The 25,384-nt window shown below is 35.2% G+C and carries 28 protein-coding genes and 3 pseudogenes; 26 read left to right on the top strand and 5 right to left on the bottom strand.

The genetic code is table 11. The features are described 5' to 3' along the window. Positions 1–66: 66 nt before the first annotated feature. From CKK03_RS17045 to CKK03_RS17020, 6 genes are all read left to right on the top strand, one after another. Positions 67–390, top strand: a complete 324-nt coding sequence (locus CKK03_RS17045) for a hypothetical protein (RefSeq protein ID WP_099363726.1) — start codon at positions 67–69, stop codon at positions 388–390. A gap of 314 nt (positions 391–704) precedes the next feature. Next, on the top strand, positions 705–1,358 hold the full coding sequence (locus CKK03_RS17040; protein ID WP_099363725.1) for an HAD family hydrolase: 654 nt from the start codon (positions 705–707) through the stop codon (positions 1,356–1,358). A gap of 123 nt (positions 1,359–1,481) precedes the next feature. Further along, complete coding sequence (locus CKK03_RS17035; RefSeq protein WP_099363724.1) at positions 1,482–1,661, top strand: hypothetical protein; 180 nt, start codon at positions 1,482–1,484, stop codon at positions 1,659–1,661. A 179-nt stretch (positions 1,662–1,840) separates the two neighbouring features. Beyond that, positions 1,841–2,125 (top strand): hypothetical protein, encoded by a 285-nt coding sequence (locus CKK03_RS17030; RefSeq protein WP_099363723.1) that lies wholly within the window; start codon positions 1,841–1,843, stop codon positions 2,123–2,125. Positions 2,126–2,821: 696 nt separating this feature from the next. Further along, the gene (locus CKK03_RS17025) at positions 2,822–3,412 is read left to right on the top strand and encodes a molybdopterin-dependent oxidoreductase (protein ID WP_099363722.1); all 591 of its coding nucleotides are present in this window, start codon (positions 2,822–2,824) and stop codon (positions 3,410–3,412) included. A 355-nt stretch (positions 3,413–3,767) separates the two neighbouring features. Further along, positions 3,768–4,043, top strand: coding sequence for a hypothetical protein (locus tag CKK03_RS17020; protein WP_099363721.1), 276 nt, complete (start codon positions 3,768–3,770; stop codon positions 4,041–4,043). Between the two features lie 434 nt (positions 4,044–4,477). On the opposite strand, the gene CKK03_RS17015 is transcribed toward CKK03_RS17020, so the two are convergent. Beyond that, on the bottom strand, positions 4,478–4,960 hold the full coding sequence (locus CKK03_RS17015; protein WP_099363720.1) for a CBO0543 family protein: 483 nt from the start codon (positions 4,958–4,960) through the stop codon (positions 4,478–4,480). Between the two features lie 75 nt (positions 4,961–5,035). On the opposite strand from CKK03_RS17015, the pseudogene CKK03_RS17010 reads away from it, so the two are divergent. Continuing rightward, positions 5,036–5,162 (top strand): annotated as a pseudogene (locus CKK03_RS17010) (lactonase family protein); the annotation flags it as partial. Between the two features lie 680 nt (positions 5,163–5,842). On the opposite strand, the gene CKK03_RS23775 reads toward CKK03_RS17010, so the two are convergent. Beyond that, complete coding sequence (locus CKK03_RS23775; RefSeq protein ID WP_180271288.1) at positions 5,843–6,013, bottom strand: hypothetical protein; 171 nt, start codon at positions 6,011–6,013, stop codon at positions 5,843–5,845. A 375-nt stretch (positions 6,014–6,388) separates the two neighbouring features. Here CKK03_RS23775 and CKK03_RS17000 point away from each other — a divergent pair, with 375 nt between their 5' ends. The 15 genes and pseudogenes from CKK03_RS17000 to CKK03_RS16925 all read left to right on the top strand — a co-directional run bounded on the left by CKK03_RS17000 (position 6,389) and on the right by CKK03_RS16925 (position 17,058). After that, positions 6,389–6,592 (top strand): DUF1657 domain-containing protein, encoded by a 204-nt coding sequence (locus tag CKK03_RS17000; RefSeq protein WP_099363719.1) that lies wholly within the window; start codon positions 6,389–6,391, stop codon positions 6,590–6,592. Positions 6,593–6,672: 80 nt separating this feature from the next. Next, a complete protein-coding gene (locus CKK03_RS16995; RefSeq protein ID WP_099363718.1) occupies positions 6,673–7,128 on the top strand; it encodes a YhcN/YlaJ family sporulation lipoprotein in 456 nt (151 codons plus the stop codon). Between the two features lie 16 nt (positions 7,129–7,144). Next, positions 7,145–7,624, top strand: a complete 480-nt coding sequence (gene spoVAC, locus CKK03_RS16990; RefSeq protein WP_099363717.1) for a stage V sporulation protein AC — start codon at positions 7,145–7,147, stop codon at positions 7,622–7,624. Then, complete coding sequence (gene spoVAD / locus CKK03_RS16985; RefSeq protein ID WP_099363716.1) at positions 7,624–8,637, top strand: stage V sporulation protein AD; 1,014 nt, start codon at positions 7,624–7,626, stop codon at positions 8,635–8,637. Before spoVAC ends, spoVAD begins: the two co-directional genes overlap by 1 nt. A 1-nt stretch (position 8,638) precedes the next feature. Further along, positions 8,639–8,989: a stage V sporulation protein AE gene (spoVAE, locus tag CKK03_RS16980; RefSeq protein WP_099363715.1), complete on the top strand. Its 351-nt coding sequence runs from the start codon at positions 8,639–8,641 to the stop codon at positions 8,987–8,989. An 11-nt stretch (positions 8,990–9,000) separates the two neighbouring features. Then, complete coding sequence (locus CKK03_RS16975) at positions 9,001–9,207, top strand: DUF1657 domain-containing protein (protein ID WP_099363714.1); 207 nt, start codon at positions 9,001–9,003, stop codon at positions 9,205–9,207. 29 nt (positions 9,208–9,236) lie between these two features. Next, positions 9,237–10,097, top strand: a complete 861-nt coding sequence (locus CKK03_RS16970; RefSeq protein WP_099363713.1) for a DUF421 domain-containing protein — start codon at positions 9,237–9,239, stop codon at positions 10,095–10,097. Positions 10,098–10,474: 377 nt separating this feature from the next. After that, a complete protein-coding gene (locus CKK03_RS16965) occupies positions 10,475–10,981 on the top strand; it encodes a CBO0543 family protein (protein WP_099363712.1) in 507 nt (168 codons plus the stop codon). 303 nt (positions 10,982–11,284) lie between these two features. Further along, positions 11,285–11,568, top strand: a pseudogene (locus tag CKK03_RS24265) (NUDIX hydrolase); the annotation flags it as partial. Between the two features lie 301 nt (positions 11,569–11,869). Next, positions 11,870–12,007, top strand: coding sequence for a DUF3934 domain-containing protein (locus CKK03_RS16950; RefSeq protein WP_099363711.1), 138 nt, complete (start codon positions 11,870–11,872; stop codon positions 12,005–12,007). 395 nt (positions 12,008–12,402) lie between these two features. Further along, a complete protein-coding gene (locus CKK03_RS16945; protein ID WP_099363710.1) occupies positions 12,403–12,840 on the top strand; it encodes a VOC family protein in 438 nt (145 codons plus the stop codon). 81 nt (positions 12,841–12,921) lie between these two features. Next, positions 12,922–13,910: pseudogene (locus tag CKK03_RS16940) on the top strand (glycosyltransferase); the annotation flags it as partial. Positions 13,911–14,269: 359 nt separating this feature from the next. Then, positions 14,270–14,611, top strand: a complete 342-nt coding sequence (locus CKK03_RS16935; RefSeq protein ID WP_099363709.1) for a PadR family transcriptional regulator — start codon at positions 14,270–14,272, stop codon at positions 14,609–14,611. Further along, positions 14,611–14,952, top strand: coding sequence for a DUF1048 domain-containing protein (locus CKK03_RS16930; protein ID WP_099363708.1), 342 nt, complete (start codon positions 14,611–14,613; stop codon positions 14,950–14,952). Before CKK03_RS16935 ends, CKK03_RS16930 begins: the two co-directional genes overlap by 1 nt. A 180-nt stretch (positions 14,953–15,132) precedes the next feature. Further along, the gene (locus tag CKK03_RS16925; RefSeq protein WP_099363707.1) at positions 15,133–17,058 is read left to right on the top strand and encodes an FUSC family protein; all 1,926 of its coding nucleotides are present in this window, start codon (positions 15,133–15,135) and stop codon (positions 17,056–17,058) included. Positions 17,059–17,112: 54 nt separating this feature from the next. Here CKK03_RS16925 and arr read toward each other — a convergent pair whose 3' ends face one another. The 3 genes from arr to CKK03_RS16910 all read right to left on the bottom strand — a co-directional run bounded on the left by arr (position 17,113) and on the right by CKK03_RS16910 (position 19,844). Then, positions 17,113–17,529 (bottom strand): NAD(+)--rifampin ADP-ribosyltransferase, encoded by a 417-nt coding sequence (gene arr / locus CKK03_RS16920; RefSeq protein ID WP_099363706.1) that lies wholly within the window; start codon positions 17,527–17,529, stop codon positions 17,113–17,115. Between the two features lie 694 nt (positions 17,530–18,223). Then, positions 18,224–18,511, bottom strand: a complete 288-nt coding sequence (locus CKK03_RS16915) for a TIGR04104 family putative zinc finger protein (protein ID WP_099363705.1) — start codon at positions 18,509–18,511, stop codon at positions 18,224–18,226. A gap of 178 nt (positions 18,512–18,689) precedes the next feature. Next, the gene (locus tag CKK03_RS16910; RefSeq protein ID WP_099363704.1) at positions 18,690–19,844 is read right to left on the bottom strand and encodes a hypothetical protein; all 1,155 of its coding nucleotides are present in this window, start codon (positions 19,842–19,844) and stop codon (positions 18,690–18,692) included. Positions 19,845–20,131: 287 nt separating this feature from the next. On the opposite strand from CKK03_RS16910, the gene CKK03_RS16905 reads away from it, so the two are divergent. The 4 genes from CKK03_RS16905 to CKK03_RS16890 all read left to right on the top strand — a co-directional run bounded on the left by CKK03_RS16905 (position 20,132) and on the right by CKK03_RS16890 (position 25,333). Then, on the top strand, positions 20,132–21,973 hold the full coding sequence (locus tag CKK03_RS16905) for a sigma-54 interaction domain-containing protein (RefSeq protein WP_245864170.1): 1,842 nt from the start codon (positions 20,132–20,134) through the stop codon (positions 21,971–21,973). Between the two features lie 170 nt (positions 21,974–22,143). Then, positions 22,144–23,232, top strand: a complete 1,089-nt coding sequence (locus CKK03_RS16900) for a tartrate dehydrogenase (RefSeq protein ID WP_099363703.1) — start codon at positions 22,144–22,146, stop codon at positions 23,230–23,232. A 45-nt stretch (positions 23,233–23,277) separates the two neighbouring features. After that, the gene (locus CKK03_RS16895; protein WP_180271287.1) at positions 23,278–24,063 is read left to right on the top strand and encodes an SDR family NAD(P)-dependent oxidoreductase; all 786 of its coding nucleotides are present in this window, start codon (positions 23,278–23,280) and stop codon (positions 24,061–24,063) included. Positions 24,064–24,142: 79 nt separating this feature from the next. Next, positions 24,143–25,333: a M24 family metallopeptidase gene (locus CKK03_RS16890; RefSeq protein ID WP_180271286.1), complete on the top strand. Its 1,191-nt coding sequence runs from the start codon at positions 24,143–24,145 to the stop codon at positions 25,331–25,333. Positions 25,334–25,384 lie beyond the last annotated feature (51 nt).

The raw sequence follows: 25,384 nt of genomic DNA, 5'->3' as shown, positions 1-25,384 counted from the left end.
AGAGATATTCGTATCAAACTGAGGGAGTTTAATAAAATGGAAGTATATTTAGGAGGTGGGTGGTTTATGAATAAACTTTTGCATCTACTTGTGTTCGCCATCTTAATTTCTAGATGTAACACAAACGGAGGTTCTTACAAAGCAATTCTTATTTATAATAACGATAAATTTATTCTTAAAGGTTATGATGATAAAAATGAATATACGATTGATAAACAGATTGGTATAGTTGCAAACAAAGTAAAACCCAATGTAATGCCAAGCATTCACCTACGGTCGAATTATTTGGATAAAGGTACAGAGTTGTTTAGTTCAAAAGAAGATAAATCAGTCATATTAGTCAAACGTAATGATCAAATTGAAGTCTTCCTTAAAGAACCCTCCGATTAAACTATATGGTAGCGATACTTCAATAACGAAGGTCGCTCTTTCTTATTGAAGTAACAGGGCAGTTTAGTTGAAGACAAGTTGGCTTTTCTTGCTGTTAAAGTAAAGAATCAGGATAGTTCAGGAAGGGGATTTATACCATAATAGAGAAGTAGTATTAATAAACGAATATTTTATTTAAAAACGAGTAAGAAGCTCTGCACAAGAAAAGCACATACAAACTACTTCCAAGTGTAGAAGATTCAATGTATCCAAAATATAGATTATGTTTTTCAATAAAATCCAAGATACAATATTTTTATAGAGGGTGTGTAGTTATGAAAGCGATTATATTTGATTTCGATGGTACTCTTGCTGATACTTTGCCAGTTTGTTTCTATGCGTTTCAATCTGTATTTAAGGAGTTTGACAACATTGAGGTTACCCCAGATGAAATAAAGGCTATGTTCGGCCCATCTGAGACAGGAATCATTAAAGAAAATCTTATGGAGTCAAATCATGATAAAGCAATTGAATTATATTATGAAAAATATAGTGAAAAGCATCAAGAACTCGTTGTTGAGAATCAGGAGATTAACGATTTACTTCTACTATTAAAAAGGGAAGGTTATAAATTAGGGATTGTAACAGGAAAAGCAAGCAGAAGCCTACTTATCTCATTAGATTGCCTTAATATGAATGGCATATTTGATGTAATTATTACGGGTGATGATGTTACTATACCCAAACCACATCCAGAGGGAGTAAACAAGGCATTGGCACAGCTTAATATAAAAAACACTGAAGCTATTTTTTTAGGAGATAGTGACGCTGACATTCTGGCTGGTAAAGAAGCTAACGTACATACAATCGGAGTACAGTGGTTGCCAAATTATCAGACATTAGAGTTTAGTGTTCAACCAGACGAAAAGTTAAGTAGCGTGAACGAATTTATACAATCACTTAAAAATTACAGATATGAACAACAGTAACGTATGGAATTTTTTAAGCCTTATTCAACTATGAGGTGCGTTGATCCAAGGAGGATTAATGCACTTTTTTGTTGAAGTTATTCAACTAAAAGATGCAGAACTGTCTAACAGTGGAGGTTTATTATGTTCGTGCTTCGTATGCTATTGGCAATAACAGGAATGGCAATATTGATTTTAATTCTAATTTTCTTTGCATACAAAATACTACGTAACAAAAAGAACTATTACTCTTGGTTTATCTTAGCAGTAATCGTTTTCTTTTTAGGAGTTGCCCTTTGGCAAAGTTTAAGTCGTTTCAAATAAGAACTTACTTCTTATTCAAGTAACGGGACAGGCTTGTTTAATAGAAATGAAAAAAAGAGGAGCGTTTACTCTAACAAATAAGATTTGACGTATTAATGTCTAATAAAAAAGTAAAGCAAAAAATTGAGTTGATACACTTTAGTATTACGACATAAATAAAAATATTTGGAGGTATAGTTATGTGGATAATATTTGGGGTTATTGCAATAGTAATAACTTTTATAAATCTTTATATGTATAACGCAGGAAAGGATTATAAGCTTGCTATGGCGATGGGATTATCATTTACAGCCTTAACGCTTTGTGCAGAATACAGTCTTGTATCGGTGTGGGTAGAAGTGGAAGATTGGGCAGCTTTAATGGATGTAGTACCTGGTATGGAAAGGGCATTATGGTTTTTGACAATTGTTTCGATCTTACTTAATATATCACCTATACTTTTAGAACGAAAAGGTAAGAAATAATGACTTATTGTGCATCATTTATATATTATACAATTATTGTGTAAGTCTTATATATAACTACCATGAAAATAAACTTCTCTAATTACACAAAAAAAACAATATCAAAGAAATCCCTCCTAATTCGTAAAAAAAAGAGAGCTGCTATTCATTGATCTATGGATTGATTGACTATGTTAAGTACCATTATAAACATCTAAGGATATTTCCATTCTCTGTGGTGAAGTGATGATTTTTTCGCTTCATGGATGGCTAACGGGAGCTTTACAGGTAGTGTATTTTTGGAGTAATAATATTTGCATTTTTCCTTATTTTCTTTGTGATGAATTTCGTTGGGGAATATGATGGGATGATACTATTTGGGACATTGTTTGAAATGCTAGATGCGAGTATTGCAATGGGTGTTTCTGAAATTATTAAGAGAATTGAAAGCAAAAAATAAGTAATATGTGAAACAATGTACATAAATTAACGGGTGCGTTGATCCAAGAAGGATTAACCACCTTTTTTGTTGAATTCATTATTGAACAAACGAGGCAGGATAGTGGAATAAGAAGTTTATGGGAATATACTGGTTCCCAATTTTAGGTAAATCTCAAATAATGGATTTGACTACAGTATGCTTTCAGTTTTTTGAAGTATACTATACAAAGCTCTGTGATTTAATTAACGTTTAAGATGAAAAAGGGATGGTGTAAGATGAAAAAACAGCTTCCACCTGGCCAATTTGAAACAGAAAAATGGCCAATATTGCACACAGGGGATGTTCCTGAGTTTAATGAAATCACATGGAATTTCAGACTTTTTGGTGAGGTGAAGGAAGAAAAGTCCTTATCCTATAAGGAAGTCATGGAGCTTCCAAAGACCATATCAAGCGTTAACATGCATTGTGTTACCACCTGGTCTAAATTTGATACAACTTTTGAAGGAATCGCACTTAGAGAGTTATTGAAATTTGTTGAAATTAATGAAGATGTACAATACATTAAAATTTACGGTTACTACAATGGGGACAGATTTGGTTATTCTGCAAACCTGCCGCTGGAGCCTTTATTAGGGGACGATTCTTTGTTTGTATACCGTTGGAAGGATAAAAACCATGATTGGCATGACATTGACCAAAAACATGGTTATCCACTAAGGTTTATTCCACCAGAAGTATTTTATCTATGGAAAGGCTCAAAGTGGGTTTCAGGAATTGAGTTTATGAAAGTAGACGAGGCTGGTTTTTGGGAAGAGCGTGGCTATTCGATGTCAGCAAATCCATTTAAAGAAGAGCGGTACCGTTAACACAGGCTACGAAACAAAAAGGTGAGAAGTACTTAAACTTTTGATACTCTGCTTAAAACGAAAACAGAAAGAAAAACCGTAGTATTTTTCTTAGTGAGGATCTCTTTACATTGTTAGTAAAGGCTAATAGTAAATTCAAAGTCAATAGTGGACAGAAGTTGAAAGAAAACAACTCATTTTGTTCACAAACGGGCACAATAATGTAAAATGAGCGATACTTAGAGAATCGCTTTTTTTTATTTGCTACGGTACAGTTTAGATGAATAAATTAAATGGGATAAAAGATACACAAGTTATGCGAATAAAGGTTAAGTAAGGCAGATTTGGCAAATCAAAAATAGAAGGAGGATTTGAAATGAAATTTACTATTCGTATTTTCTTCAGGGAAAACTTTAATAATTCAATATTTGAAAGAGAGCTAAAAAAATCCTTAGAGGAAATTAGTGTATCTGTAACAAGTATTAATTTTAATCAATTTGAAGAAAAATACATACATAATAAAAGGAATATTATTGAGATAAATGTTGAAATTAAAGGGGACTATATCGATTATAGAACCGTTTTTGGTTGTGTATTTTTAGTATTAGATGAACTTTCTTTAAATTTATCTGGATTAGATATAAATGAATAATAGGCTGCCCTAAGTGCTTGTGTATTTCTAAATTCCCCCTAACAAAAATTTGTTTTTTAAGGAGGAAATTATGAAAGAATTTATTATTTAATATATAGAATATGAAAAAGGAAATCCTCGTTGTGGGCGAAGGCTTTCAATCATCTTATGAAGAGCATATTCGAAAATATCCAACCATGGTAGGTATTGTTCAGCAATTTGATGAAGGGCACGAAACCATAAATTTTCTCCGCCCTAACAATACTCAAATTCGATTTTCTCCCGAACACTCGCTTATTCGCAGGATTTCATAACCATTGATATAGGAATAAAAATCAATCCGCCTACAATTATCCATGGAATTATTAACAACCCCAAAGTTATCTACCACTGTGTCTTACCCAAATTAAATCGTGCATTTAACTTAATACAAGGGTCAGTCTAACTGCCCCTTTTTATTCATGAAATTTAGTTTTGAAAAACCAGTTGTGAAAAGCTTGTGTTAAGTAATCAGTTATCCAAATTGTTATAAAACTCCAATACCAAGTCCATTTTTTATAGTTAATTAATTTTGTATATTTCACTGCAATTATTTCAAAGATGACTATTACAGAAGTACTAAGAAAGCAATGCAGGGCTTTTAAAAGGTTAGAATTATTTTTGGGATAGTACAAACTAAATAAAGCGCACAGTCCAGGATATATAAAGTATTCAAATGAAAAAGTAGCTTTATTTGCTTTTTTGAAAAATAAGCGATATGGATAGGAAATTAAGTTTTTTTCTACCACTAGTAATCCAAAAATCCATGTTAGTGCTTGTTTAAATAAAAATACAACTAGTGATTCACGAATTTTATTTTTTGGTGTAAATTTTATTAATAATAATGACACAATTATCCAGGATGAAATTTCGATAGTTTTCTCTGCTTTGTATTTCATTAAATCTCCTCCTTTAATAAATAGTTTTTACTTTTAGAATTTATTAATTCAATTTTTGTTTAAGGTAAAATTATTCTCCCGATAGATGTTAGAGTGAGTAAAGATGGACGGTTTTTTACACCCTTAACGGAAATTGGGTACAGTATCAGTGTTTAATATCCAAGTTGATGGTAGTCTAGTAAAGTTGCAGGTTGCTGCCTGAACTAACTCTCCTTACTTCGGGTCACAAGGCTTAGCTGTTCTTTGATTCTAATAGGTTCACCATACTGTGTGGAATAGAAAAATACAGAAGTTGCTAAAAACTAGGCTGCCGACATACTAGTGGCCATTGTTATGAGACAACATAATTCCCACCAAGTTTGTGAAGAAATGTGTACTTAAACAAACGGGTGCATTGATCCAAGATGGATTACGCACTTTTTTTGAAGTTACTTGGCTAACGGTGCAGTCTAAACGCAAATAAAGGGATTTTTATACTGTTTCTAGAATTTTTGCTAGAAGTAGTTGAAATTATGAAAAGGTTGGTAATTATTACAGTGGGCAAAACCCATTCTGAAAAATCTACATTTGCAAGAAATATCGTTTTGCGAATCTGCTGATTATTTTTGCGGTAGGGATTGCGGTTGGTTTAGCTAGTTCAGAAAAATGATCATCAAGACTTGCTCGGATGATTTATTATTTTGTTATGAACACTACCTTTGGTGCATTGCTCGGCTTAACAACTCTACTTAGGATATATTTTTTGTTAAATGTTGATTAGAAGAGAGGCATTTGTCGCTAGTTGCTACTTTAACAATATAGCAATACTATCACCCTTAAACAAACGGTGTACATTCGACTTGCCTCTCATTTAAATGAAGTTTTTATATAAATGAAAGATACTTACATCCTGTCCCAAATCCTACTTAGATCTAATGGAACGTATACTTTTTCACCATGAATTTCCCTATGTATAATAGGATTTTTAAAGCTCCCCTCTAAATTTCCAAAAAAATTCTTTTGTCTAGCACGTGGTTTTTGTCCTAAAACCATTTCACTATAATCTTTATCCATAATTCATATTCTCCTTTAATAATTTTCCACTTTTTTATGTTAAATAATTTTATAAAATAAACCTACAACTATTACTCCGTTTCCAAAACAAAAAGCATATAAGTCTAAAGAGTCAAAATCAATATATGAGGACTAAAACTCACAGTAACCCATGAATAAATCAACTGAACTTTGACCACTTTTGTAAAAAAGCTTGATTATCATTTACACTACACTTCCTCTAGCAGAATTTTACTTACAAAATGTATTTTTACCAAAAACATTAAAATATTTTATATTTAAATTTTCAAATATTCATTTTTATATAAAACTAAATGAATAAATATATATTTTGTTTAGCACTATATTAAAGTCAAATCATAGGAGGTGCTATTCATGACAGTAATAAATGACGTTAAGACAACTCTAGCGGGATTAAAAAGCGCGCAGGCTAGCTTTGAAACTTTTGCTCTTAGTACAGAAAATCAACAAGCCAAGCAACTCTACCAAGATGCTGCTAAACAAACCCAATCCATAATTGATAGTATTGAACCACGTGTTCAACAAATTGAACAAGAAGAACCTCAATACAAACAATAATAATGAGTACGGCTATAAGGTTGGTTTAGTTGGCCAACCTTTTTTAGTATTCCAATACTGGTAAGTCATGGGGTGATTTTATGAAAGTAAAAATATTTTTTTTCTTTTTAATAGTTATCGGATTGGGATCAGGATGTAACGGAAACGAGAATCAGTTAGGTAATAATAATGATTCGAGTATTTCACAAATACATACAAATAAACCAATTGAACAATCTGTTTCTAATCATGCTAAAGAAAAGATTATTACCAAGGAAGAAATTTCGGATGTAAAGGCAGTGAATACAGATAAGGAGCTTTTAGTAGCGGTAAAAGTCGAAAATTTCAACCGTTTCCGATTAAAAAATATCGAGAAGTCAGTAAAGTCTGACTTGGAAGAATTGTATCCAGAACATAAAGTATTTGTGTCGAGTGATAAAAAAATGTTCTGGGAACTTGAAAAAATCGAACAAAGGTTACAACAAAATGATACGAATAAGAAGAACCTAAAAAATGATTTGAACAAATTGAAAAGTCTTATGAAAGAACAAACCTAAGAGGAAGGGTAGAGTTATGTCTAACAATCAAAAGAAAAAACTCACTCCTGTACAACAGGAATACCAAAAGTTGCAAAAACAACGAGAGATCAAAAGACCTGTTGTTCAAAATTGCATAAAGGCCTTTTTAACTGGTGGCCTTATTTGTCTGATTGGTCAATTTATTACAGACTTTTACATTTACTATTTTGATTTTACTGAGCAAACGGCAGGAAATCCGACGGTAGGTACGTTGATTTTTATTACGATGCTTCTCACTGGTTTTGGTGTATATGATCGAATGGCCCAATTTGGAGGTGCTGGAACAGCTGTACCCGTAACAGGTTTTGGCAATGCAGTCATATCACCTGCTATTGAACATCGATCAGAAGGATTAGTGCTAGGCGTAGGCGGCAATATATTTAAATTAGCAGGGTCGGTTATTTTATTTGGTGTTTTTTCCGCTTTTGTCATTGCACTGATTAAAACCATTTTAATCAAGTGGGGTGGTTTATAATGCTTACGGGTTATCGTACATGGATCTTCGAACAAAAGCCTGTCATTATCTCAACTGGGACAATTGGTGGCCCATTTGAAGCTAATGGGGCTATTCCAGATGACTTCGATACTCTTCATGCTGATTTATGGCTTGGACAAGATTCCTATGAAAAAGCACATAGTGTTCTTTTGGAAGAAGCTTGTCAAAAGGCAATGGAAAAAGGAGGAATTCAAAAGGAACAAATTCAATTTATACTTGCAGGCGATCTGATTAACCAGATTACTCCGACAAGTTTTGCCAGCCGTACCATTGGGGCTCCTTATCTTGGATTGTTCGGCGCATGTTCAACCTCTATGGAAGGATTAGCTCTAGGTGCATATATCGTTAATACAAAAGGGGCTAAATATTTGTTAACAGGAGCTTCCAGTCATGATACAGCTGTTGAAAAACAATTTCGGTATCCTACAGAATATGGTGGACAAAAACCTCCTACGGCACAATGGACGGTTACTGGTGCTGGTGTTGCCCTTTTAAGTGATTCTGGGGATGGGCCTCGTGTCACTTCTGCCACAATAGGTCGTGTAATTGATATGGGTCTGACCGATCCGTTTAATATGGGAGGGGCTATGGCACCTGCAGCGGTTGATACCATTGAAGCGCATTTAAAAGAACGAAATGTCGAGCCGTCCTATTACGACTTAATTGTAACAGGAGACCTTGGGCAAATTGGGCATGAAGTTTCTTTGGATCTATTTAAAAAGCATGGAATTCCTATTCGTAAGGAGCAATACCAAGATTGTGGTCTTATGATTTATCGGGAGGGGCAACCGGTTCTAGCAGGAGCAAGTGGAGCAGGATGTTCAGCAACGGTAGTTTATGGTCATCTGTTAAACCGGATGAAAAAAGGTGAATTTAAAAGAATGTTAGTCGTTGCAACAGGTGCTTTATTATCCCCTCTTTCTTTTCAGCAAAATGAAACGATTCCTTGTATTGCACATGCGGTATCGATTGAATATGGAGGTGAACAATAATATGACCTATTTTTGGGCATTTACAGTAGGTGGTTTGATTTGCGTGATTGGGCAGATAATGTTTGATGTTTTCAAACTTACACCGGGACATACGTTAAGTACCCTTGTAGTAGTGGGAGCAATTTTAGATGGGTTTGGTTTATATGAACCGTTGATTGATTTTGCTGGGGCAGGGGCTACTGTTCCGATTACAAGTTTCGGAAATTCACTTGTTCATGGTGCGATGCAGGAAGCAGAAAAACATGGGTTAGTTGGTGTGCTGACAGGTATGTTTGAAGTAACTAGTTCCGGTATATCAGCTGCCATTGTTTTCGGCATGATAGGAGCTTTATTTTTCAAACCAAAAGGATAAGGAGGATTAAGATGACTGTAGGATCAGACGTTAAACAGTGTTTTGCCAGTCTAAAAGGGGTAGAAGCAAGTCTCTCAAGTTTAGCATTACGGACTCTTGATGATGAATCGAAGCGAACTTTGCATGAGGCTATGATGGTAGTATTCGAAGTAACAAAAGATTTAAAAAAAAGAGTAGGAGAACTAGAAGGAGAGGAACTTCAGTACAAAGGTTTCTAGAAAAACTATATTTACAGGGGGTGTAAGCAGTGCCTGAATGGTTAGATATAGCTGTACGCTCAGCATTATTTGTTGCTGTTTTATTTTTGATCACAAAATGGTTAGGGAAAAAGCAAATTTCTGAACTATCTTTCTTTGAATATGTCACCGGTATTTCTATTGGAAGTATTGGTGCAGAAGTGGCTATGGGACTTGAACGAAACATTTTTCACGGAATTATTGGGATTGTCATTTTTGCTGCTGTTCCCTTTTTCTCTGGTTTAATTTCTTTAAAAAGTAAAGGTTTTCGCAATTTTATAGAAGGAAAAGCAACTGTATTTATCAAAGATGGAAAAATCATGGAAGATAATTTAAAAAAGGAAAGATATACGACAGATGAACTGTTAGAACTTCTTCGCAGAAAGGATGTCTTTCAAGTATCTGATGTAGAATTTGCAGTGTTAGAGGCAACAGGAGATTTATCCGTTATGTTAAAAAAAGAGAACCAACCATTAACAGCAAAAGATTTAAACTTACCCGTTCCTTCTATCAAAGAACCACAGACTGTCATTATGGATGGAGTCATAATGGACGAATCGCTAGCCACAATTGGACGGAATCGTGCTTGGCTTCACACTGAGTTAGAAAAATTAGGAGTTACGGTTGAAAATGTATTTCTTGGACAGATTAATTCCTTTGGAGAATTAACAGTTGATCTTTTTGATGATAAGTTGCAAGTTCCACCCCAACAAGAAAGACCTTTAATTCTTTCAACTATGAAAAAATGTCAAGCTGATTTAGAATTATTTGCTCTTGGAACGGCATCAAAAGAGGCTAAACAAATGTATGGGTTAAATAGCGAAAAGTTACAAAAAGCTATCGACAAAGTAACCCCTATTTTAAAAGGTTAATGTATTTTCTTATTACCTATTGAGGTATAACACCATTTTTTATAATCCATTAGTCGAATCTTGATATTTAAAATCCCGTGGGTAAACATCTTTTTTCTAATTTATCAAAGATTTGCTTACAAAAATGAACAACAAACTCTGCAAACATTTTATATTCTTTTGTTTCAATAAATTTTGCTCTCAATCTTTGAAAGTGAAAGGCAGCTGTAAACATCTAGCTAACCTTAAATTACGAACGGGTGCAATAGTTAAAGTTGAGATCGCTACTGCGGTCTTTTTTACTTGTTCAGCAAACGGTGGAGGTTAGTGGAACAAGGCTTTTAGTAATTTCCTGTAAATTGGAGAGAATAGGATTACTAATCATTAGGATGGATACTATGTATATTTTAGTTAATATTTTATACTTGTTAGCAGCGTTTAAATGGGGAGATTGGAGGAATTGGAAACTTTATTATCCGACAATACTCTTCTTAATCATTGGAGATTTTCTATATAACTTTCTCCTCTACAAAAAATCAATGTGGTTGTTTCACGATTTAATCTTACCTAACCATACCATTATTACAATTTTATCTATGGTCGTTTCTTACTCTGGAACCGTATTAATATACCTAGGAAGGTTCCCAGAGGAATGGATTAAACGTTTTTTATGGTATTTGTTATGGGTAGGAATATACTTATCTGTTGAGTATATAAACAGTAAGTTTGGATTTATTACATACCATAATGGATGGAATATGTGGTGGTCTGTACTATTTACAGGCATTATTTTCGTTATTTTACCGATACACCAAAAAAAACCTCCATTGGCTTGGCTATTATCAATAATAATAATAGTATCGCTGTTAAGCATTTTTGATGTAAAAATTAGTGAAATGAAATAAAAACTACAGCTCTATTTTTGGGGATTGAGTTTGCGAAAAATTGTATTTGAACTAAGGGATGCAAGAGTCATAAGGGAAACGTATTTCGGATATCATTGAAAAAATCATCCTATAACCTGTTGAAAACATAAACACAAATAGAGCTTTCTCCATAGACGTAAAACAAGCTTCTCGAAGATGTTCAGATTAAAGATGGTAGAATTCCAGAATTAAGCTGGCAGCTACTCGGGCAGAATGGCGATAGCTATAATCTTTATCAAATTCGATATGATATTGGTAAGAGTAGATATCGAGTTACGAATAGTGGGGGAACGAGAAAAAATAAAGATTTTTGATGATAATAAGAACCTAACAGGTGAAGCTTCTCGGAGTGATGTACATAGGATTGGATACTGGCATTAAGCGTTTCATTGTTGGTTTATTAGTAATGAAAAAGGAATTGATAATATCTATTTACAGCTCAGTAGTAAAAATAAAAAAGACTATCCTAATTTATTTGATATTACTGCTGCTGGTCATTTATTAGCTGATGAACAGTTGAGGATGGAGTAAGAGAAAGTAAGGAAGAAATTGGGATAGATGTAGCTCAGCTAATAGAAGATTATAAAGAAACTAGTAGATTAGTAGCTAACATGGAATAATAATTTCTTTAAATCCACAAGATAGTGGATATGCTGGAGCATCAGGTTAAGTAATGGGCCAATAAGGTATAATAGTTTTAAAGGGAGAGTTTTAAAATAAGGAAAGATTGATGAATTAAAAAGGATACACAGCACTATGGTTGACAGGATGTATGTTATTTATTGCAATATGCTTGGTTAATAACCGAGTAAAATACTAAAACTAACAGATGGTTAACTCAAGCTAGAAGGACAACGGGGTGATGTTATGAGTAAAGCTAAAGGAAAAAGTGGAACTGGGAGAGGAACAGACAAGAAAGGTTGGAATCGTTGGCAAGCTAGTGCAAATAAAAAAAAGAGTGCAAAACCATATAAAAGTAAAGGTGTAAAAAAAACAGATAATTAATATAACTCCACGCAAATTGTGAGGGTCATTTTTTTCGAAAAAAGAATCTCTTTTTCTTCTTTTACTAACTGTGCAGGATAGTTTAACAAATAGTTGGGTTTATTTTGTAAACTGTTATGTTGTTTCTTTTTGGAACCATATTTTTTGCTAATGCAAGATATTATTTAACCAAGAAGTAAAGTACCTCATTACTCCATTAGTTTGCACCATGTCTTCTTTAACTAAGGGGTGCTTTGATCCAAGAAGGATTAAAGCACCCTTTTGTTGAAGTTACTAAACTATCGATGCAGTTTACTTGAATAAGGATATCTTCTGTTTTAAGTGAATTAGAATTTCAAACAAACCTTACACGAATACAGGTATTGAAAATAACAGGAACATAGGAGGTATGAGATATGAAAATCAATAGAATAGATCATGTGAGTATAAACGTAAATGATCTTTCAGAGGCTAAAGCGTTTTTTCTTGATTTAGGACTTGAAGTGCAAGCGGAATGGGAATTGAATAGTGAACAGTTGGAAAGAATAGTTGGGCTTAATGATGTTAAAACGGCATGTGTGGGATTGGGGATGCCAGATGGTCAGGCATGGATAGAGCTAGTTAAATTTTATACGCCGTCAGATGAAGAAGATATTCAGCAACCTTTTGCAAATACGCAAGGTATCCGACATATTTGCTTTGCTGTTGAAGATATTGAAGCTATTGTTGCAAAATTGAAAGAGAAGGGCACGGAAATCTTTAGTGAGATACAGCAATATGAAGAAAGTTATAAGTTATGCTACGTTCGTGGTCCAGAGGGAATTATTTTAGAGTTAGCGGAGAAAATCAGATAAAAATTGAATGGTACTTTAGATGATTTAGATCTCCAACTTTAAAGATTTCTTCTTCAACTAACGGGGCAGGGGGTGGTTGAAATGGCACGTGTTTTATTTATTAATATAGGTTCAGAAGGACATATCAATCCAACTATTGGAGTTGTCCAAGAGCTAATTTCACGCGGCGAAGAGGTAGTGTACTTTACGATAGAAGATTTTCGAGAGCGAATTGAGAAGACGGGAGCTACGGTACGAACATTAGAAGGTCAAAAATTTATAAAAGCATTTATCTCGGGTGGAAGAAATTATTTACTTGAAAGAATTAATGGACTTTTATTTACTGCAGATATTGTCATACCTAGCGTGCTTGAACAGATTGATGGAGAACATTTTGATTTCATCATCCATGATTCTATGTTCGGTTGTGGACATTTACTTCCCCAAATTCTTAAGTTACCGGCAATCAATTCTTGTACTTCCTTTGCGCAGACAAAGGAATCATTCGATAAAATGTTGGAACGACTTTCTAAAAACATTCCTATAGAAGTGGTTAAAGAAATACACAATGAATTTCAAAGCATGATGGCAATGGTGAAGGAAAAGTATGGCGTCGTGATCCATTCCCATTACGAAGTTTTTTGTAATCCTGCACCACTTACAATCGTTTATACAATTAGGGAGTTGCAACCTTTTGCAGTAGCATTCGACCACACTTACAAATCTATAGGTCCATCCATCTCAACACGATTAATTCATGAAAACTTTGACCTTACAGCAATCAAGGGGAAAAATTCGATTTATATTTCACTTGGTACTGTCTTTAACCAAGCCATTGATTTTTAAAAGCTTTGTTTTGAACCATTTGGGAACACTGATCAAACCGTAGTCATGTCGATTGGGGAAAAAACTCAAATATCTGATTTAGGAAAGATCCTAAAAAATTATGTACCACAAGTAGAAGTGCTAAAATATACTAAATTATTTATCACACATGGTGGAATGAACAGTTCCCATGAAGGCCTCTATTGTGGGTTCCACTCATTGTAATCCAACAAAGCGCGGATCAGACCATCATTGCTGAGCAAGTAAATAAGTTTGTGAAGAATTGCACTTAAAGTAAAGGGTAGCTTTAGTTGAATAAGGGATATAAATAATCACAAGAATAGCTCAGAAACTACTGAGTTATTTTTTATATCGTAAAAGCACCACATATTGTGATGCAACAAGCCATTAGATAGGTATCAGGATCCGTTAATATTAGATTACCCTCATAGCCTAAAGTTTATTTTTGGTCGTATTATGGGCCTTTTTGACGAAAAGATTTATTGACAAGTGACACTAGTTTGTAATACTATATACTGGTAGTGAGTGATACTGAATATCGGTAACACAAGATACCTGTGTTACATAGTACTAATAAATATAAGGAATCTAAATGGAGGTCATTATGGAAAACATCACGGAAATGTTGAAAGGAGTACTTGAAGGTTGTGTGCTTGAAATCATCAGTCGTGGCGAAACTTACGGCTATGAAATCACCCAACAGCTTCGAGAGCTTGGCTTCACTGATGTGGTTGAAGGCACAGTTTATACAATTACCATGCGGCTTGAGAAACACAATCTTGTTGACATCGAGAAAAAGCCATCCACTATGGGACCGCCTAGAAAATTTTACAAACTCAACGCAGCAGGTCAAGATCGACTGGAAGTTTTTTGGGAAAAGTGGGAATTTGTCTCAAGCAAAATTAATGAACTTAAAACGAATAAAATCAAAAGGGGAGAAGTATAATGAATATTTTCGAAAAAATGATTGGAAGCTTTGATGACAAGAGGGAATGGAGGGCGATGGAGGCACGTGCAAAGGCACTTCCAAGTGAGTACCGCAACGCTTACAAAGCTATCCAAAAATATATGTGGACTGCTGGTGGTGGTCCAACTGATTGGAAGGACAGCAGACGTATCTTTGGTGGCATTCTCGAACTTTTTGAGGAAGGATCAGCGGAAGGAAAGAAAGTAACTGACCTTACGGGTGAGGACGTGGCTGCTTTCTGCGATGACTTGGTGAAGGAAGAGCAAACCTGGAAGGAAAAATATCGCAAGAAGTTGAACGATACGATTGGTCGTGGCTAACTTGAGTTCCAAGTGGAGTTTCGACAAGTATCGTTTAGGTAGTGTAACGTTAGAGCGATTGGAAAGCAACAGTGAACCAGGTAACAGCTTAGTGATAACATAAATTCAGCGGCTGAAGGACTTAAATTAGGTGAATAATATAACCTACCTGAAGAAAAACATTAGTAAAGAAGGATTATAATGAGTGACAAACAATTAAACCGGGTAATCCCTTCTATGATTAAGCAAGCACTACAAGTAAATAAGAAACCATTTCCTTGGTTAAAAGCCTTTAGTGCAGGATTAGCTGCTGCTTTGCCTGTTATGATAGGATTAGTCTTTGGTCATTTGCAATATGGTTTAATTGCTGGCTTAGGTGGCTTTACCTATTTATATGTGTTTAATATCCCATATGCTCAGCGAGCAAAAAAAATCCTTTCGGTCGTCCTCGGTTTGACGTTTGTTACTTATTTGGGAACGATTAGTGCACCATATCCGCTAGCAGTCGCAATTCTGATGGGAATCATTGCAGCAGTAGTCATTTTTGTGTTCGGTGCATTAAAAATAACCGGTCCATCCGCCATCTTTTTTGTATTAGTTTTTGCCATGACAACGGGAATGCCACTCAATCCCGATGAAGCATTTTTACGTGCAGGGTTAGTATTTCTTAGTGGTTGTTTATCGTGGATTATTGCCATGATCGGGTGGTTTTTTAATCCCCATGGACCAGAATCAGGTGTTGTGACTAGAGTTTATTTGCAATTAGCTGAACTTCTGGATTCTGTTGGAACTCCTAAATTCACCGAAGCTAAGCATAAAGTGATGGAGGTTTTAAATGAATCCGAAGAAACTCTTTCAGCGAGTTACATTCCATGGCGAACCACTGACATGTTTAATCGATTGTACTTATTAAATAATTTCGCAAACGAGTTGTTCATTTATATTGTGGAACACTTCTCAAACGCCAATGCTACATTACCAAAAGAAGTAGGGCAAACTACACGACTACTTGTACATTCTTTAAACAACCGTGAAAAGCGAGAAAAACCACATATCTTACAGCCGGAGAAAATGGATAGGCAGGTTAGTCAGTTGTTCACCACCATCTATAATGCAGAAGCCATTCTTAATGAACCTATATGCAATGTAAAAAAATCGATTCAAATTGATAAACCCTCTCTAAAAACGATTTTTATGGGAGCGTTTGATAAAAATTCAATCGTGTTTATTTCGTCTGTTCGCTTTGGCGTGATAACGGCCATTGCTGCAATTTTTGCCTATCAATTTGGATTTGCTCGTTCCTATTGGGTACCGTTATCTTGCGTAGCAGTGATGTCAGGCGCAACGATTGTGTCAACATTTCATCGAGCCATTCAACGATTTTTCGGTACAGTAATTGGTATAATTATTGCCGGGTTCATTCTATCCTTTCATCCATCCGGTTTTGTAATTACGTTGTTTATTTTAGTATTAACATTTATTACCGAGTTGTTTATTGTCAAAAACTATGGATTAGCGGCACTTTTCTTCACGCCAAATGCATTGTTAATGGCTGAAAGTACAAGTCAAGAGATGTTTAGTTTTTCCTATTTTGCTCAGGCGAGATTTATTGACATTGTAATCGGTAGTGCGATTGGATTATTAGGAGTTTATCTCGTGGGTAGAAAATCTGCTTCTAGCCGAATTCCGCATTTACTGAGCAAAACATTGCGAAGTCAAGCACAGTTCCTAATGGTTCTTTTTTCGGATCAAGGAAAAGGGTTTAATCCAAGACAGAGTAGAGAAAGAATAAAAATGAGAACAAATTTAAGTAATTTACAAACTTTGTATAATACCGCCTCTGGTGAGATTCCGGGTAACCGTAAGGCGTTAGATTATTATTGGCCAGTCCTATTTTCAACAAAGCAATTAGGATTCTTATTAGAAAATTGTTCAAAAGATTCCAACCGGCCGAACCTTTCCAATGAGAAATCCGCACAAATTTTATATGCATTTGAAACAATGGCAAATGCTGCAGCACGGAATGTTTCGCCAAAGCAAGTAGTCATTCCGGAAATAGAAAGCTATCCTAGTATACATAAGGAAATCCATTTTTTACAAAAAGAACTTGGGAGATCGCGTGGGTAATGAAAAGAGGGGACGGCAGTGCAGATGGCGCATCCGCCGTCCGTGAAAACTGGATTAATCGTCTATTACAGCTTTTCCTTGTTCACGTAACTTTTTTAGAGATGAGATCATATGATTTATTTGTTCATCGGAATGTCTTTCCCATGAACTTAATTCAGCTATTATTTTCAAAGGAGATTTAGATCTATAGGAACGTGTAGGGTTACCAGGGAATCTTTTGTCCGTTAAGTTCGGATCATTCTCAAATTCGCCTAATGGCTCTACAATATAAATTCTTTCTTTTGATTTAGCTGTTGCTAATTCTGCACCCCATTTAGCAGCATCTAATGTTGCAGTAAAATAGATATAGTTAGATTTTTTATCTTGGTAATTTGATAGGTGCTGGGGTTCTAATAAATCACCTATTTTTAGTTCTGCTTTAGTACCGTGGAAAAAAGGACCACTATCTAAGACATCTTTTATGTCATTCATATTGATACACTCCTTATATTAGCTTTGGATACCACTATAATATAGGAATTACAAAAAGAGTAGTCTATAAATACTTGATAAAGAGTAGTATAATGTAGATAGGGAGCAAGATATCGAACGACAGCACTTTTTGTTTGCTGGGTTTATGGTCTGTTTCAAAAAGTGATTATAAACAAAGGAGAGCATTACTGTAAAATAGCAGTAATGCTTTTTTAGTGATGGTATTTAGTAAAATCAAACAGCGAAATACATTTCTCCATTCTTTGTGGGATTCTGACCAATTTTACTAAACTATATGGAAAGTCGGATTTTAGGAGGGGGAGAACGTTATGAATACAAATCAAAAAAGGAAAAAGTTAATTACATGGGGTTTAGTTACGATGTTGTAAATAGCACCACTTTTATCTTGGATTTTAGGTATTATTGACGCAAACATTGTTTCAAGTGGATTTGCTGGTGGAGGCTTAATGGTAATACTATTCCCGACCATTTTTGTAGTGGAATCGTCATTTTGATTAAAGGTTTTAAAGAAACGAAACAATTGTGAAAATGGGTGATTTTTTTAATGGCGGGGGAGATATGAAGGACTTCCCTGCGGATTCACCGGGAAGTCCTTAAAAGACCATTATTTGCAGATGTACTCTTTCTTATGGGATGGTGAGAGTGGCAATTCGTTAGCGATTCAGCCAATTCTTCACCAAAGGGGTTCTTCTTCATTTGAAACTTTGATCATAAATGGATATACACACAGTACAACTGCTATCATTGGTATCATAATAATGACAACCATCCACCACGGATTATTTAAAAAGACGTTAATAGGTAATGCGATTACTGGGATTAGACCGATTATAGACGTTTTTTTCTTTGAGGAAGCTGACTCATATTGTTTGTTATTGCATTGTGGGCATTTCAATCTGGATAGTGTTTTCATCGTTTGTTTCCAAGTCCATTCTTTACCACAATGATTACAAATAGGCATTTAAACAACTCCCTTTTTTTAAAAGTGTACTGCTACGTTATTTGAAGAAGAATATACAAATAATTTTAACATATGTTACCTTAATTAACATTAAAAAGCAGTGTGATTTCAGTTGTGAAATCCACTGCTTTTATGTGTATTAAAATCTATCTTTATATTGTAGTTATCATTTTTTCTCTTAAAAACGTGAATCTTTTTTTGGGCCAGTTTTCGATAACTTCTTACCCAGTTTTTTAAACCAGGAAGATACCTTCATCGCGTAATATAGAAATAAAAACGCTCCAATCGTCATCATCGCATAAACCTGAACGGCCGGCTCGAAAGATGTTCGCTCGTCGGATGAGAGCTGCAAACCAATGAAAATACCCAGGTAAAGAATGAACATATCTCTTATTGGCTCATACCATTTGACATGTCCCATCTTTATATAGATAAAAAACTGTAAGAGAATGGTGCAAAAAAGTGCAACGAATTCTCCTGAGCTGTCACTAAAGGATTCACCTACGATGTCCCAAGTCGGAAACCAGAAACAAGTCAATAGAAGCTGTAAAAAGGAGAGAAGAGTAGTAAATAAGAGTCCGTTCTTCCGATTCTTTCTATCACTTTTCTCCATGACTTTTTTCTGTTCTTCTGTTAGAAAGAGATTATCCAATCCTTCAGCCTCTGAGCCAATAACGAAGGAAAGTGTTCCATCAAAATGCTTTTTTGGAATCGATTCAATGACCTCAGGATTACTGGGGGTAGCTGTTAAAGCTTTATCCGTATGGTAAATGTCAACCCTATACTTTTGAAAAACGCCAATCCAATCATATAGGGATTTCTCGTCCGCATGAGGAAAACTGGTAACCTTCACTTCATTATTGGTATCGACACCATAGATAAAGACTTTAGCGGATCGTACCGGAACAAATTTTGTCCTCATATTATAATTTTCGCCACTATGAATCTTGGACTTTGCTTTTAAGCGATAGTCCATACCGATTAATACATATTTTATATTTTCATATGGAATGGATATGTGGTGTTCTTCATCCATCTTTTTGTCCTTCACATAGGAATCATACCCGTTTTCACCGAGCTGTATGTTAATTACAACGTCTTGGTATTTTCGTAAATTCTTATAACTGAACCACGAAAACCCAAGAAAGACAACACCAATCGCAAAAAGTAGGAGGGATAAACCGAATCCTGTCTCGGAAACTTCTTTGGCAGCTAAAACAAACACACCGATTCCAATTATAAAGAAAATAGAGATCAACCCTATATGGCAACCAATGGCCCACTTAGGCAGCTGATTCGTAAACTTTCGATTGTCCTTTGTTTGTAATTCCATCAACCAATAGCCCCTTTCATTTCTTTATTTTACCAGAAAGAGGGTGGGGAAAAGGGCTTATATTGATTAGGTCTATAGTAGGATTCTTCGGAAGTTTGACTTGTGATGATGACATTTATTGAACCTAGTTTCTTAGGCTGGAAATGCCTCAATACAAACTCATTCAATTATCGTGTAAAAATAATAGCTAGTTTACAAGAATAAAAATTACCTATATTATAAAGACGGAAGATTCCGAATAAATAACACGATAAACAATTCTATAAATACATTTTAGGAGTGATCCAATGATAGTACTATTTAAAATGAAGGATTTGCATGAAGAACAAATAAAAAATTATTTAACTGGCTTAGGATACCAAACTGCTAGTTTTTATTCGATTAATTCAATATTAGAAAAAATAATGAATCCGATGGTGATTCTTACACCAGCAATCTACTTAAATGAATTGGAGGATTTTGGATTGCCAATTATTCCGATTTCGATAGGAATGGGAGATATTAAAAGCTCAATAAATGAGATATGTGAAAAAAGAGATAATCTAAAATATACATATATTGCATCAACAAATGAAATCTTGTGGTTAAAAAGTGAATATACTTTAAATGAAGATAACCTACTTTCTTTTTTGACGGATAAACAAACCTCTGAACTTAACCCCAATCAGATAATCCTCGCTCCAGTATGGATGAAAGGATTTATTTCTTCACCAAGAATAAAAAACATACATTATATTAAACCGATGTTCACCACTATTATACCTTTATTACAAATTGCCTGTTCCTTAGTAAATCTAACTCATGAAATGATAAAAGAAAGATATCAGATAGAGGCAATCGTTAATTCTACTCATGACGGAGTGGTTGCAGTTGATAAAACAGGCAACATCAGATTGGTTAACGAACATGCAAAAAAAATACTCGGTATCGAAGGAAATATGAAAGGTCGGAATATTACCGAACTTATACCTCATTCGGATATGCTGCGTGTTTTGAAAACAGGTAAAATAGAAAGGGATGATATTGATACTATTGGTGGTAGACAAGTTGTCATCAACCGCTCACCTGTCATTGTTAGGGAGACAATTGTCGGAGCGGTATCTAACTTTAAAGAAATTACGGATATACAAAAAGTAGAATTACAACTACGAAAAAAACTTCATCAAAATGGATTAGAAGCGAAATATCGATTAAGTGATATTGTGGGAGTAACACCAGAAATATCTGAAGTAAAAGAACTTGCAAGGAAATTTGCTAAAACGGAATCTACTGTTCTTATTACAGGGGAGTCTGGTACAGGTAAGGAGTTATTTGCTCAGGGAATTCATGCTGCTAGTGATCGTTCACTTGGCCCTTTTGTTGCTGTTAATTGTGCAGCATTTCCAGAAAACCTATTAGAAAGTGAAATTTTTGGCTACGAGGGAGGTACATTTACAGGTGCTTTAAAGGAGGGTAAACCAGGATTATTTGAGCTTGCTCACGGTGGCACTTTATTTTTGGATGAAGTTGGAGAGGTAACACTACGAATACAAGCGCTTTTATTAAGAGTACTTCAGGAAAAAACGATAAGACGAGTAGGCGGGGATCGAATTATCCCAGTTGATGTGAGGATAATTACGGCTACTAATCGGAACTTAGAAGAAGAGGTTGAAAAGAAACGATTTCGATCAGATTTATATTACCGAATAAATATTCTTTCGATGGAGCTGCCTCCTCTAAAGGATCGTTTAGCAGATATTCCGATATTGGTTAATGCTTTTCTAAATGAGTTTAATGAAAAACGAAAACATAAAATAGAAATTGTTGAAAAAGAATTAATTGATTTGTTTCAGCAATATGATTGGCCAGGGAATATCCGTGAATTGCGTAATGCAATTGAAAGAATGGTGGTTCTTGAGGAAGGTAATAGTTTAGGACTTCATGGTGCTAGATTTTTATTGGGAAAAATAAAAAGAAGGAACATGTTGGGGGATTTGCCCAATGAGAAAAGCCTAAAAAATAAGGAAAAAGAGCTTATTTTTACTGCATTAGAAAAAAATGAGTTTAATAAAACGTTAGCTGCTAAGTCTCTTGGAATTGATCGTTCTACCCTTTGGAGGAAATTAAAAGAGTATGATTTAAAGGTATAAGTGTTTTAAAAAACAACAACGGGTTGCAAATTAAAACAAACTTTTGATAAACAAGGTGGTCGTGCCTTGTTTTTTTGTGCGTAATTATTAGACTTTTTTGAATTTTCGTTCCTTGGCATGGAAATTGCATATAAAATACATTGAAAGATATTTGGAAGGGAGTGTAGAATTTGCAACACTATTCTATTGCATTGATTCCTGGTGACGGAATTGGACCAGAAGTCGTTAATGAAGCAGTTAAAGTCTTAAAAAAAGTAGAGGAAATTCATGGCGGAATCAATTTTTCTTTTAAATCATTTGATTGGGGATGTGATTATTATCTCCAACATGGAAGAATGATGCCAGAAAACGGATTAGATATCTTAAAGGATTTTGATGTAATTCTTTTTGGTGCTGTTGGCGCAAAATCTGTACCTGATCACATTTCCGTATGGGAATTAATTCTGCCTATCCGGCGAAACTTTCATCAGTATGTTAACTTGCGACCAATAAAACTCTTAAAAGGATTGGAAAGCCCGTTACGATATAAAAATCATGACGATCTCGACTTCATCGTAGTTAGAGAAAATTCGGAAGGAGAATATTCAAATATTGGTGGACGTCTCCATGAGGGAACTCCTTTTGAAATGGCTATGCAAAATAATATATTTACAAGATATGGTACTGAAAGAATATTAAACTATGCTTATTCGTTGGCGGATAAAAGAGTAAGGAAAAATCTTTCAGTTGCAACAAAATCTAATGCGATGAACTACACCATGCCTTTTTGGGATGAGGTTGTGAAAGAAATAGGTTGCAGTTATCCTGAAGTGAAAACAGAATTTTATCATGTTGATGCACTGGCAGCACAATTTATTTCTAGACCAGAGATGTTAGATGTGGTCGTCGGAAGTAATCTATTTGGTGATATTCTTACAGATTTGGGAGCGGCTATTGTTGGAGGATTAGGAATGGCTCCATCTGGGAACATCAATCCGGAACGAACCTATCCTTCTATGTTTGAACCGATTCATGGTTCGGCCCCCGATATTGCAGGCAAAGGAATTGCGAATCCAATCGCTACAATCTGGAGTGTAAGCCTCATGATGGACCATCTTGAAATTCCTGATGTTGGTAAATTAATTCTTAAAGCTATTGAAGAAGTCTTACTTGAAGGAAATGTAAGAACACCAGATTTGAAGGGTACAAATACAACAGTTGAAATGGGAGATGCAATTATTTCAAAAATGCTTCAATTAAGTCTAAGTCCCAAAGTATAACGAACGAGATAGAAGTAGGAATTTTCCAGGAGGATGGTTAGTGGAATGGAAAAAGAAAATATGGTGATCTTACCAAGCATTAAGGGAAAAGTGGCAGTTGTAACTGGAGCTGGAAGCGGAATTGGCAGGGCAACAGCTATTTTACTGGCAAAAAACGGAGCATCACTTTTTCTAATGAGCCGAGGAGTGGAGAACTTACAGGAAACACAGGAGATTTGTGAAGGCTACGGAGTGAAATGTTTATATGAAGCAACTGATGTAACCAACCCAAAATCAATTAAAGAATCTTTTGTAAAGTGTCTTAGTATTTTTGGACGGGTCGATATACTTTGCAATGTTGCAGGAGGTAGCACTGGAAGAAAATCGACTTTAGATATGACAGGAGACGACTTCGATGAAGTTTATAAACTGAATTTAAAAAATGTTTTTCTCTGTAGTAATGAAGTGCTACTGGGAATGAAGGAGAGAAATTATGGAAGGATTGTCAATGTATCTTCCCTAATAGGAAGGGCTGCAGGAGACAATACAAATATAGCGTATTCCAGCCTTAAAGCAGGAATCGATCAGTTTTCGAGGTATTTGGCACGGGAAGTTGGAGAATTCAATATCAGGGTAAATTCTGTTTCACCTGGATATATTGAAGCGAGTCAAAGGATCACAGAGCTTTGGGCAAAAACTCAGAACATGGGAGAGGTATTTGAACGACTTTCAATAAAAAGACCTGGGAAGGCCATGGAAGTGGCGAATGCAATTGTATTTCTTGCTAGTGATGAAGGTTCTTATATAACAGGCGAGATATTAGATGTTAACGGGGGAGCAATTATGGCATAAAGTATGTTTCAAGCTTGAAATTTGTACTTTCGAGAAAACTAGGAAATTTATGTTTATACATAAAAGGAGAGTAATAGTTATGGCCGAATTTGATTTTGAACAGCCTATAAGTATGGAGAGAATGCGAAATTATCGCCTTAATAGAATAGATGAGCAAATGAAAAAAGACGGGCTTGATTGTATGATCACAATGCGTGTCGATAATGTACGCTATTTGACAAGCTTCCGACCGAATAGTCCAAATGTCTTTTATTATTTTAGATATGCAGCGGTAAAAGTTGTTGGAGAGGACCCTTGGATTTTAGTAGCAAGTGGTGATTATGACAGAGCAATGACCTATATGCCGTGGCTTAAGAAAAAAGTAAAACCTCTCCCGATGGATCCTATGCTTAGCATTGAAAAATTTAGAGAGGTGTTTAACGAACTTGAACTTAAAAAGGGTACTAAGATAGGTATCGATGAAATGGGATTCCAGCTTTTTGAAGCATTTAAAGAAACATTCTCAGATTATGTGTTAGTAGACGGTCGTGATACTTTTTCCAGAGCTAAAGCTATAAAAAGTACAGAAGAAATTTACCTAATTAAAAAGGCATGTGCAATTGCAGAGGCAGGTACACAAGTCGCCATCGAAAACATGCGTCCGGGCCTTTCAGAAATAGAGGTTTCAGCAATGATTCACAATGAAATGCTACTACGTGGATCGGAAGGTGGTCATACTCACCCTACACAAGTCAATTCAGGAGAAAACGCTATAACTCTAGTACGTTTTCCAACTGAGAGGATTATTAGAAATGGTGACTTTGTTCTTATGGATGTCGGATGTTGTTACAATGGTTATCATAGTGATTATTGTCGTACGATTATGGCTGGAAATCCTTTAAATAACGAACAGAAAAAGGTATACACGGCAGTTTATGACGCGACAATGTCGGCGATTGAGGCATGTAAGCCAGGGGCTCTAACATCAGATATCGACAAAGCGTCAAGAGATGTTCTCCGTAGAGCCGGCTATGAAAAATATTGGTATTTTGGGGTTACAGGACATGCAACAGGGGTTAATCTTCAGGAGGCACCTATTATTGGAGAAGCTTCGGCAAAAGGTGAAAAACCATGGGTGATTGAACCGGGAATGGTATTATGTATTGAGCCATCCGTCCATCTCCCAGGTGTTGGTGGAGTACGTATTGAGGATATGGTGGTTATTACGGAGGATGGATTTGAACTTCTTACGCATACCGAGTACGAAGAAAGACTTTTACTAAATATGTAAAGTAAAGCTCATTTTCCATAGATAAATTATTACTGCTTTTTAAACTATGAA

The organism is Fredinandcohnia onubensis (genome assembly GCF_002734215.1).
Classification (GTDB): Bacteria; Bacillota; Bacilli; order Bacillales; family Bacillaceae_L; genus Ferdinandcohnia; species Ferdinandcohnia onubensis.
This window is presented reverse-complemented; position numbering and strand designations above follow the sequence as displayed.